Annotated in this window: 9 protein-coding genes; 6 read left to right on the forward strand and 3 right to left on the reverse strand. The window is 65.8% G+C overall.

What is annotated here, in order from left to right; all coding sequences use genetic code 11:
* Positions 1-68 precede the first annotated feature (68 nt).
* A complete protein-coding gene (gene gcvP, locus C8E02_RS13965) occupies positions 69-2,924 on the forward strand; it encodes an aminomethyl-transferring glycine dehydrogenase (protein ID WP_120811646.1) in 2,856 nt (951 codons plus the stop codon).
* Between the two features lie 92 nt (positions 2,925-3,016).
* Here the strand turns inward: gcvP and C8E02_RS13970 are convergent, their stop codons facing one another.
* On the reverse strand, positions 3,017-3,259 hold the full coding sequence (locus C8E02_RS13970) for a hypothetical protein (protein WP_120811649.1): 243 nt from the start codon (positions 3,257-3,259) through the stop codon (positions 3,017-3,019).
* 178 nt (positions 3,260-3,437) lie between these two features.
* On the opposite strand from C8E02_RS13970, the gene C8E02_RS13975 reads away from it, so the two are divergent.
* The 3 genes from C8E02_RS13975 (at position 3,438) to C8E02_RS13985 (ending at position 7,271) form a co-directional block, all read left to right on the forward strand.
* The gene (locus C8E02_RS13975; protein ID WP_047967187.1) at positions 3,438-4,373 is read left to right on the forward strand and encodes a DUF808 domain-containing protein; all 936 of its coding nucleotides are present in this window, start codon (positions 3,438-3,440) and stop codon (positions 4,371-4,373) included.
* A 131-nt stretch (positions 4,374-4,504) separates the two neighbouring features.
* Positions 4,505-5,809 (forward strand): hemolysin family protein, encoded by a 1,305-nt coding sequence (locus C8E02_RS13980; protein ID WP_120811652.1) that lies wholly within the window; start codon positions 4,505-4,507, stop codon positions 5,807-5,809.
* A 133-nt stretch (positions 5,810-5,942) separates the two neighbouring features.
* The gene (locus C8E02_RS13985) at positions 5,943-7,271 is read left to right on the forward strand and encodes an O-acetylhomoserine aminocarboxypropyltransferase/cysteine synthase family protein (protein WP_211329254.1); all 1,329 of its coding nucleotides are present in this window, start codon (positions 5,943-5,945) and stop codon (positions 7,269-7,271) included.
* A gap of 100 nt (positions 7,272-7,371) precedes the next feature.
* On the opposite strand, the gene C8E02_RS13990 is transcribed toward C8E02_RS13985, so the two are convergent.
* The gene (locus C8E02_RS13990; protein ID WP_120811654.1) at positions 7,372-8,619 is read right to left on the reverse strand and encodes a TIGR03862 family flavoprotein; all 1,248 of its coding nucleotides are present in this window, start codon (positions 8,617-8,619) and stop codon (positions 7,372-7,374) included.
* A gap of 291 nt (positions 8,620-8,910) precedes the next feature.
* On the opposite strand from C8E02_RS13990, the gene C8E02_RS13995 reads away from it, so the two are divergent.
* Positions 8,911-9,387: an NUDIX domain-containing protein gene (locus C8E02_RS13995; RefSeq protein ID WP_170152172.1), complete on the forward strand. Its 477-nt coding sequence runs from the start codon at positions 8,911-8,913 to the stop codon at positions 9,385-9,387.
* Entirely contained in the window at positions 9,387-9,728 is a 342-nt protein-coding gene (locus tag C8E02_RS14000) for a thioredoxin family protein (protein ID WP_120811657.1), read from the forward strand. Before C8E02_RS13995 ends, C8E02_RS14000 begins: the two co-directional genes overlap by 1 nt.
* A 92-nt stretch (positions 9,729-9,820) precedes the next feature.
* Here the strand turns inward: C8E02_RS14000 and C8E02_RS14005 are convergent, their stop codons facing one another.
* Positions 9,821-10,426, reverse strand: a complete 606-nt coding sequence (locus C8E02_RS14005; protein ID WP_120811660.1) for a hypothetical protein — start codon at positions 10,424-10,426, stop codon at positions 9,821-9,823.
* Between the last annotated feature and the right edge of the window lie 2 nt (positions 10,427-10,428).

A 10,428-nucleotide genomic window follows, 5' to 3' on the forward strand; every position in this document is an offset into this window, starting at 1 on the left:
CCGGCAGCCTGCCTGTCCCGTGTCCTTCCGTGTGTTTCGTGGCTTATTCAGCAAACGGAATCGAAGACATGTCGCTCTCGCAACTCTTCAATCATCAAGAATTCATCGCCCGCCACATCGGCCCGTGCGAATCCGAAAAAGCCGACATGCTGGCCGCCATCGGCGTCAGCTCCGTCGAAGACCTGGTGGCACAGACCGTGCCGGCCGGCATCCGCTTCAACCGCGCGCTGGACCTGCCGCCGGCGATGCGTGAAGCCGACGCACTGGCGGCACTGAAAACCGTCGCCAGCAAGAACATCGTCAACAAGTCCTTCATCGGTCTGGGTTACTACCCGGTACAGGTGCCGGGCGTGATCCTGCGCAACGTGCTGGAAAACCCGGGCTGGTACACCGCCTACACCCCGTACCAGGCCGAAATCGCCCAGGGCCGCCTGGAAGCGCTGCTCAACTTCCAGCAGATGGTGATCGACCTCACCGGCCTGGAGCTGGCCAACGCCTCGCTGCTGGACGAAGCCACCGCCGCCGCCGAAGCGATGACGCTGGCGCGCCGTGTATCGAAAGTGAAGTCCGAGCAGTTCTTCGTCGATCGCCGCGTGCTGCCGCAGACGCTGGACGTGCTGAAGACCCGCGCCGAATACTTCGGCTTCGAGCTGGTGCTGGGCCATCCGGAAGAAGCCGGCAACGGCGACTACTTCGGCGCGCTGTTCCAGTACCCGGGCGAATCCGGCGAGCTGCTGGACCTGACCCCGTACATCGCTGCGGCAAAAGCCCGTGGCGCGGTGGCCATCGTCGCCGCCGACGTGATGGCGCTGGTGGCGCTGAAGTCGCCGGCCGAAATGGGTGCCGACGTGGCGGTGGGCAACACCCAGCGCTTTGGCGTGCCGATGGGCTTTGGCGGCCCGCACGCTGCCTACTTCGCCTTCCGCGACGACATGAAGCGTTCCGCGGCCGGCCGCATCATCGGCGTGTCCATTGATGCCAAGGGCAAGACCGCGCTGCGCATGGCGCTGCAGACCCGCGAGCAGCACATCCGCCGCGAGAAGGCCAACTCCAACATCTGCACCAGTCAGGTTTTGTTGGCCAATATGGCCGGCATGTACGCGGTGTACCACGGTCCGGAAGGCGTCAAGCGTATCGCCACCCGCATCCACCGTCTGGCGGCGATCTTCGCCCACGCGGTGAAGACGGCCGGCGGCAAGCTGGTATTCGACCGCTTCTACGACACCGTGCAAGTTGATCTGGGCGATCGTGCGGCCAACGTTTACGCCGCGCTGCTTGCTGCCGGCATCAACGTGCGCGATGCCGGCAACGGCGTGCTGGGCGTGGCCTTCCACGAAGCCGCCACCGAGGCGGACCTGGCGCAGCTGATCGAGCTGTTCACCGGCAAGGCCGCCGACATCGCCGCGCTGGACGCGGCCGCAAGCGATGCCATCCCGGCCGCGCTGAAGCGCGAATCGGCGATCCTGTCGCACCCGGTGTTCAACGAGCACCACAGCGAGCACGAGATGCTGCGCTACCTGAAGAAGCTGGAAAACCGCGATCTGGCGATGAACCACTCGATGATTTCGCTGGGCAGCTGCACCATGAAGCTGAACGCCACCAGCGAGATGATTCCGGTGACCTGGCCGGAATTCGCCAACATGCACCCGTTCGCACCACGCGACCAGGCCGTTGGCTACCTGGAAATGATCGAAGGCCTGCAACAGCAGCTGCTGGCGATCACCGGTTTCGACGCGATCTCGATGCAGCCGAACTCCGGCGCGCAGGGTGAATACGCCGGCCTGCTGGCGATCCGTCGCTACCACGCCAGCCGTGGCGAAGCGCACCGCAGCGTGTGCCTGATCCCGCAATCGGCACACGGTACCAACCCGGCCACCGCGCAGATGCTGGGCATGCAGGTGGTGGTGGTGAAAACCGATGACAACGGTAACGTGGACATGGCCGATCTCAAGGCCCGCGTTGAGCAGCATGCGGCTAACCTTGGCGCGCTGATGATCACCTATCCGTCTACCCACGGCGTGTTCGAGCAGGGCATCAAGGAAATCTGCGAGATGGTGCACGCGGCCGGTGGCCAGGTGTACATGGACGGTGCCAACATGAACGCGCAGGTGGGCCTGACCCGTCCGGCGGACATCGGCGCCGACGTGCTGCACATGAACCTGCACAAGACCTTCTGCATCCCGCACGGCGGCGGCGGCCCGGGCATGGGTCCGATCGGCATGAAGTCGCACCTGGCGCCGTTCATGGCCAACCACGTGGTGTCGGAAGTGCCGGGCGCGGTTGCCGGCCAGAGCGCGGTCTCCGCCGCGCCGTTCGGCTCCGCTTCCATCCTGCCGATCTCCTACATGTACATCGCGATGATGGGCGCGGAGGGCATGAAGCACGCCACCGAAATGGCACTGCTGAACGCCAACTACCTGATGCAGAACCTGTCGGCGCACTACCCGGTGCTGTACACCGGCGCCAACGGTCGTGTCGCGCACGAGTGCATCATCGACCTGCGTCCGCTGAAGGCCGCCTCCGGCGTCACCGAAGTGGATGTCGCCAAGCGCCTGATGGACTACGGTTTCCACGCGCCGACCATGAGCTTCCCGGTAGCGGGCACGCTGATGATCGAGCCGACCGAATCGGAATCCAAGGCCGAGCTGGACCGCTTCATCGCCGCCATGGTCGCCATCCGTCAGGAGATCGACAAGGTGCAGAGCGGCGTCTGGCCGCTGAACGACAACCCGCTGGTCAACGCGCCGCACAGCAAGGCCGACATCACTGGCGAGTGGACGCGTGCCTACAGCCGCGAAGAAGCGTTCTTCCCGCTGCCGTACGTGCTGGACAACAAGTTCTGGCCGAGCGTGAACCGCATCGACGACGTGTACGGCGACCGCAATCTGGTGTGCAGCTGCCCGTCGGTTGAAGAGTACGAATAAGCGCGCGCCTGCGGCCAACCGTGGCCGCCACGCAAGCAAAACCCCGCCGGAGACGGCGGGGTTTTTTCATGGCCGCGGCGTGACGGGGCGGCTTACGGGCAGGGACCTTCCGGCGGGCAGGCGGCATCGCTTGCCGCTTTGGCTGGTGCCGGCTCGTCGTCGCGGGTGGCGGCGCGCACGCCGGCGGCGGTGACATCGACCGCGGCACCGACCACGGTGGCGCCGACCTTGACGGTGGTGGCCACCACGGTGACGGCGGCATCGGCGACGGCAATCACGGCACAGCCGGTGAGGGCCGGCAGCAGGCTGGCCAATAGCAGGGAACGCAAGAACATGATCGGATTCCGTTGAATGATAGCCGCCAGTGTAGGGCCTGGCGCCGTGGCTGACCACGTTTCGGCACGCCGGTGCGCAGATTGGTGATGGGGCCAGTCACGGAAAACTGCTACCATGCCTGCCGATTTTCCCACTTACTGACGACCGCCCGCCTGCGCGAGGCGGCAGGAGCCGACGATGGCAGGAGCAAGCCTGTTAACCCTGATTGACGATATCGCCACCGTGCTCGACGACGTGGCGGTGATGACCAAGGTCGCCGCCAAAAAGACCGCCGGCGTGCTGGGCGACGATCTGGCGCTCAACGCGCAACAGGTGGCCGGCGTCCACGCCGAGCGCGAACTGCCGGTGGTGTGGGCGGTGGCGATGGGCTCTCTGCGCAACAAGCTGATCCTGGTGCCGGCGGCGCTGCTGATCAGCGTGGTGGCGCCGTGGCTGATCACGCCGCTGCTGATGCTGGGCGGTGCCTACCTCTGCTTCGAGGGCTTCGAGAAACTGGCGCACCCGTTGCTGCACAGCGCGGCGGAGGATGAGGCGCACCACCAGGCACTGACGGCGGCGCTGAGCGACCCGGCCACCGACATGCTGGCGTTCGAGCGCGACAAGATCAAGGGTGCGATCCGCACCGACTTCATCCTGTCGGCGGAGATCATCGCCATCACGCTGGGTACGGTGGCGGCGGCGCCGTTCCTGTCGCAGCTGACGGTGCTGTCCGGCATCGCGCTGATCATGACCGTCGGCGTCTACGGCCTGGTGGCCGGCATCGTCAAGCTCGACGACGGCGGCCTGTACCTCAAAGGCAAGGACAGCATCGCGCTGCAATGGCTGGGCGCGCTGATGCTCAATGCCGCGCCCTACCTGATGAAGACGCTGGCCATCGTCGGCACCGCCGCGATGTTCATGGTTGGTGGCGGCATCCTCACCCACGGCCTGTCCTTCCTGCACCACGCCATCGAGCAGACCACCGCCATCGCCGGCAACCTGCCGCTGGTGGGGCGCACGCTGGCGCTGCTGACGCCGACGGTGTTGGACGCGTTGACCGGCATCGTCGCCGGGGCGCTGGCGCTGTTGCTGGTGACGGCGGGGCAGCGCGGCTGGCGCCTGGTACGCGGCTGAACGACTGAACGGTCACCTCGGCCGGGGCAGGGCGCTCGCCGCCACACCCGGCCGGCCGTGAAAAAGTTGAATCCGGCGCGCCCTGATGTAGAATCGGGGCTTCCTTGTTTCCGGGGTGACCCCACAGTCCGATGGACATATTCATAATTTTCGTGCTGTTCTTCCTGAACGGCATTTTTGCGATGGCGGAAATTGCCATCGTCTCCTCGCGCAAAGTACGCCTGCAGCAGTGGGCAGAAGAAGGACACCGCGGCGCCATTGCCGCGCTCAAGCTGGCCGATGAACCGACCCGCTTCCTGTCCACGATCCAGATCGGCATTACCCTGATCGGCATCCTGTCCGGTGCCTTCGGCGAGGCCGCCATTGCCGACCGCCTGATTCCCTATTTCGCCTCCGTACCGCTGCTGGCCGACATTGCCCGCCCGCTGGCGCTGGGCATCACCGTGCTGCTGATTACCTATTTCTCGCTGATCATCGGCGAGCTGGTGCCCAAGCGCATCGGCATGCAGAACCCGGAAGTGCTGGCCACGGTGCTGGCGCCGCCGATGCTGCTGCTGGCCAGGGCGACGCGGCCGCTGGTGCGCTTCCTCAGCCTGTCCACCGAGACGGTGCTGCGCGTGCTGGGCATCAAGAAGCCGAAAGAGCCGTCGATCACCGAGGAAGAAATCAAGGTGCTGATGGAGCAGGGCGCGGAAGAGGGCATCTTCGAACGCGCCGAGCAGGAGCTGGTGGAAAACATCTTCAGCCTCGACGAGAAGAAGGTGGTTTCGATCATGACCCAGCGCAAGGACATTATCGCGCTGGACATCGACGACCCGCTGGAAGACAACCTGCGCATCATCAAGCAGAGCGTGTTCACCCGCTACCCGGTGTGCAAGGGCGGTTTCGAGAACGTGCTGGGCATGATCCAGGCCAAGGACCTGCTGCACCGCCTGCTGGACGACAAGTCGGTGACGCTCACCGAGCTGGTGCGCCCGCCGCTGTACGTGCCGGAGGCGATCAGCCCGATGCAGCTGCTGGAGCAGTTCAAGCGCACGCGCAACCACACCGCGCTGGTGGTGGACGAGTACGGCGAGATCGAGGGTCTGGTCAGCATCAACGACGTGATGGAGGCGATTGTCGGCGACCTGCCGACCGAGGCCTCCGACAGCGACGAAGAAATCGTGCAGCGCGACGACGGCAGCTGGCTGGTGGACGGCATGATGTCGCTGGACGACTTCAAGGAGCACTTCGATCTCGACATGATCGAGGGCGAGGAAACCGGCGACTTCCAGACCGTGGCCGGCTTTGTCATCTACATGCTCGGCCGCGTGCCGGTCACCGCCGACCGCGTGGAGTGGGGCGGTTTCACCTTCGAGGTGGTGGACATGGACCGCACCCGTGTCGACAAGCTGCTGGTGACGGCACCGCCGCCGGACGCCACGCCGGAAGCGTGAGCTGTAGCAAACAACCCCGCCCTGTGCGGGGTTTTGTTTTGCGGCATTGCTTATCGGCAATCCTGCTTTGCGGCGGCAAAAAATGACGATAAAGTTTAACGGTTTTGCAACCATAAACACAGGATAGAGAGCAATGAAACTGGAAACCCTCGCCGTACACGCCGGCTACAGCCCGGACCCGACCACCAAGGCGGTGGCGGTGCCGCTGTACCAGACCACCAGCTACGCCTTCGATAGCACCCAGCACGGCGCCGACCTGTTCGATCTCAAGGTGCAGGGCAATATCTACACCCGCATCATGAATCCGACTACCGACGTGCTGGAAAAGCGCGTGGCGGCGCTGGAAGGCGGCATCGGCGCGCTGGCGGTGGCCTCCGGCATGGCGGCGATCAGCTACGCGATCCAGACCATTGCCGAGGCCGGCGACAACATCATCGCCACCAGCACCCTGTACGGCGGCACCTACAACCTGTTCGCGCACACCTTCCCGCAGCTGGGCATCACCGTGCGCTTCATCGACCCGGCGCGGCCGCAGGACATTGCGGCCAACGTTGACGACAAGACCAAGGCCGTGTTCTGCGAATCCATCGGCAACCCGCTGGGCAATGTAGTCGATTTCGGCGCCTTTGCCGCCGAGGCGCACCGCCACGGCCTGCCGCTGATCGTCGACAACACCGTGCCCTCGCCCTACCTGTGCCGCCCGTTCGAGCACGGCGCCGACATCGTGGTGCACAGCCTGACCAAATACCTCGGCGGCCACGGCGGCAGCATCGGCGGCATCATCGTCGACTCCGGCAAGTTCCCGTGGGGCGAGCACGCCGAGCGCTTCGTGCGCCTGAACACGCCGGATGTCAGCTACCACGGCGTGAATTATGTGGAAGTCCTGGGCGCCGCCGCCTACATCGCCCGTGCCCGCGTGGTGCCGCTGCGCAATATGGGCGCCGCCATCTCGCCGTTCAACGCGCACCAGATCCTGCTCGGCATCGAGACGCTGGCGCTGCGCATGGACCGCATCTGCGACAACGCACTGAAGGTGGCGAACGCACTGGCCGCGCATCCGGCGGTGGCGTGGGTGGAGTACGCCGGCCGCACCGAGCATCCGCAAAAAGCGCTGGTGGACAAGTACATGGGCGGCCGCGCCTCCGGCATCCTGTCCTTCGGCATCAAGGGCGGGGTCGAGGCCGGCGGCCGCTTCATCGACGCGCTGCAGCTGGTGACGCGGCTGGTGAACATCGGCGACGCCAAGTCGCTGGCCTGCCACCCGGCCTCCACTACCCACCGCCAGCTGTCGCCGGAGGAGCAGCTCAAGGCCGGCGTGCGCCCGGAGATGATCCGGCTGTCGATCGGCATCGAGCATGTCGACGATATCCTCGCCGACATCCGGCATGCTGGTTTGTATCGGGATAAACGCCGCTTCCTCAGCCGTTTTCGCCTTGTCTCGCGTGAGCGCGCGCGATCATGAACACGCTCTAGCACGGGCTGAACGACACTGCGGCCAACCTTGGTGACAAGGTTGGCCGCAGTGTTTTGTGAGGTGTGTCAGTGCTTGCTGCGATGCGCGCTCAGCGCGGCGCCGCCAGCCACTGCAGCATGCCCTGCGCGGCGGCGCGGCCGCTGGCGAAGCAGGCGGTGAGCAGGTAGCCGCCGGTCGGCGCCTCCCAGTCCAGCATCTCGCCGGCGACAAACACGCCCGGCAGCGCACGCAGCATCAGCTGCGTGTCGACGGCGTCGAAGCGCACGCCGCCGGCGCTGCTGATCGCCTCGTCCAGCGGCCGCGCCGCGTGCAGCGTCAGCGGTAGCGCCTTGATCGCGGCGGCGAGGCGCGCCATGTCGGTGAAACTGTCCTTGTCCAGCAACTCGCGTAGCAGGCCGGCGCGCACGCCGTCGATGCCGCACTGCTTGCGCAGGTGGTTGGCCAGCGACGCCGCGCCGCGGCCGCGTTGCAGTTCGGCCAGCAGTCGCGCCGGATCGCGGTCCGGTGCCAGGTCGAGCAGGATGGTGGCGCTGCCGTGGGCGTTGATCTCGTCGCGGATGGCGGCGCTGAACGCGTACACCAGATTGCCCTCGATGCCGTGAGCGGACACCACGCACTCGCCGCGGCGAGTCAAAGGTTGGTCGCAGGCGTCGCGGAAGGTGAGGGCGACGTTCTTCAACGCGCTGCCGGCAAACTTGTCGGCAAAGTGAGGGCTCCACTGCGCGTCGAAGCCGCAGTTGGACGGTTGCAGCTCAGCCACCGCCACGCCCCTATCCTGCAGCAGCGGCAGCCACTTGCCGTCCGAACCCAGCTTGGCCCAGCTGCCGCCGCCCAGCGCCAGCAGCACCGGGTCGGCGTGACGGACGCAGTCGCCGTTCGGGGTGGCAAAGCGCAGCCCGCCGTCGGCGTCCCAGCCCAGCCAGCGGTGGCGCACGTGGATGTGCAGCCCGGCGTCGCGCAGCCGCGTCAGCCACGCGCGCAGCAGCGGCGCCGCCTTCATCCCGGTGGGGAACACCTTGCCGGAGCTGCCGACGAAAGTGGCGATGCCGAGGCCGTGCACCCAGTCACGCAGCGCGGTGGCGTCAAAGGCATCGATGATCGGGGTCAGTGCAGCCTCGCGCTGGCCGTAGCGCGCCAGGAACGGCGCCCGCGGTTCGCTGTGGGTGATGTTCATGCCGCCGACGCCGGCGAGCAGGAACTTGCGCCCGACCGAGGGCATGGCGTCGAACAGTTCGACGTCGGCGCCATGTGCAAGCAGGGTTTCGGCGGCGATCAGGCCGGCCGGGCCGCCGCCGATGATGGCAACGCGCGGGCGGGAAGGGGAGGAATCAGGCATGGTCGGAACGTCTGCAAAGGTTGGCCGCAACGGGAGAGCGGCATTGTACCGAAATGGCGGCCGCCGCAGCAGCCGCATTTCAGCGGCCGCGGGTAGCCAGCCTTGGGCGCTCTGGCGTGCGGTTTGCCGTGTGGCGGGGCGACGTGGTCTTTTTTATTTTGTCATTTCATGCATACGGCGTTTGCAGATATTCCAAGTGGTTGTTTAAAATTGCCGATTGCTCGCCACGCCGGCGAAAGTATTGATTTTTAATTGTTTTGTTGAATTTTTCGAGAATTGAATTTTAAAAATATGCAGATTGTTTCGGAACGGAATCCACGTGACACCCGCTTGTGCCCCACCTTGCCGCGTCGCGCCACTGCCATCATCGAGTTGCCCGATGGCGTACTGATGACGGCCTCAGCCAACAGCCGTTTTTGCCTGCCCGGCGGCGTGTCGCAACGCGGCGAGCTGCGCTCGCAGGCGCTGATCCGCCAGATCCGCGACCAGACCGGCTTGCGCATCAATTCCATGCTCTACCTGTTCGATCACATCACCCAGCATAACGCGCACAAGGTGTATCTGGTGATCGCGCAGGGCCAGCCGCGGCTGCAGGAGGGCGGCAGCCGGCTGACGCTGGTGACGTCGCCGGATGCCGACATGGACATCCATATCGAATCGCGCGCCATCCTGCGCCGCTATGCCAAGCTGCGTGGCGAGGAGGGCGCCAAGAGCGAGGCGGTGCGCGCCATGCTCAAGCTGGCGCGCTATATCGCCAAGGTGGAGTGATGACGGGCTGGCAGGGGCTGGACGAATTCGGTTTCGATCACGTACTGGCGGATACGGCCGGCACGGCGCTGGTGATGTTTGGTCAGCCCGCTTGCGGCGCCTGCCGCGGCTGGTACCAATGGCTGCCACAGTGGCTGGGCAATGGCGAGGCGCGGCTGTTTTATGTCGATGTTGCCCGCGCGCAGGCGCTGGCCAACCGTTTCGAGCTGTTCCAGCTGCCGGCCTTCGCGCTGTACCGGCACGGTGAATTTCACTGCCGCTTTGCCGCGTCATTCCAGGCGGACGCGGTGCGCGCGGCACTGGCGGCCGCGCTGCTGGCCCCGGCCGAGGAAGAGCCGTGAGCCAGGTTGGCGTTTAGCGTCGCTAACAACACCTCGCTGCGCACCTGAGCCAAGGCGGCGCAACGCAGGATCAGGGCTTTTGTTAGTGGCGCTTACTGCACTTGCGCACTGTCGTCGGCCGGTTTGGCGTCGGCCTGTTGTTCCGCCTGCTGCAGCGCGCGCTGCAGCTCCTCCGGCATCGTTACCAGGCCAAGGCCGGTGGCACCATTCATCAGCACGAAAGACAGGAACAACGCCACCGGCGCGAACATCAGGGTGCCCAGCAGGATGCGCAGCTTGGTGAGGCCGCTGCCGAAGGACAGCGCCGATACCAGCAGCCATAGCCCGATCATGCCGATGGTCATGCTGGCCACGCTGGCGACGTCGTCCGGCAGCCAGCTGCTGAGCGGGTCCAGCAGCTGGATGGCGCTGGCGGCGACGATGGTGCCGGTCAGCGACGGCACGTCGGCGACACTGGCGCGGCGCAGCCACCACTGCATGAAGCGGCCGTAGAGCAGGGTTTCCAGCGTGACGTAGACGGTGAAGAACAGGATCACGTTCAGCGGCTCACCCATGCCGGCCGGCGCGCTGGCGGCGGCGACCACCCCCAGCAGCAGCAAGGCCATCGCCAGGTGTCGGGTCGGGTACTGGTAGTGCGCCAGCGGCTGGAACTGCAGGCGCAGCATGGCCAGCGCGTCGTTGATGAGGGGCAGGTTCATGG

This window comes from Vogesella indigofera (genome assembly GCF_003633895.1).
Lineage (GTDB): Bacteria > Pseudomonadota > Gammaproteobacteria > Burkholderiales > Chromobacteriaceae > Vogesella > Vogesella indigofera.

Coding starts and splice junctions, on each gene's coding strand:
- C8E02_RS14000 (WP_120811657.1), top strand. CDS start 9,387: ATGACGGGCTGGCAGGGGCTGGACGAATTCGGTTTCGATCACGTACTG.
- C8E02_RS13990 (WP_120811654.1), bottom strand. CDS start 8,619: ATGCCTGATTCCTCCCCTTCCCGCCCGCGCGTTGCCATCATCGGCGGC.
- C8E02_RS13970 (WP_120811649.1), bottom strand. CDS start 3,259: ATGTTCTTGCGTTCCCTGCTATTGGCCAGCCTGCTGCCGGCCCTCACC.
- C8E02_RS13985 (WP_211329254.1), top strand. CDS start 5,943: ATGAAACTGGAAACCCTCGCCGTACACGCCGGCTACAGCCCGGACCCG.
- C8E02_RS14005 (WP_120811660.1), bottom strand. CDS start 10,426: ATGAACCTGCCCCTCATCAACGACGCGCTGGCCATGCTGCGCCTGCAG.
- C8E02_RS13975 (WP_047967187.1), top strand. CDS start 3,438: ATGGCAGGAGCAAGCCTGTTAACCCTGATTGACGATATCGCCACCGTG.
- C8E02_RS13980 (WP_120811652.1), top strand. CDS start 4,505: ATGGACATATTCATAATTTTCGTGCTGTTCTTCCTGAACGGCATTTTT.
- gcvP (WP_120811646.1), top strand. CDS start 69: ATGTCGCTCTCGCAACTCTTCAATCATCAAGAATTCATCGCCCGCCAC.
- C8E02_RS13995 (WP_170152172.1), top strand. CDS start 8,911: ATGCAGATTGTTTCGGAACGGAATCCACGTGACACCCGCTTGTGCCCC.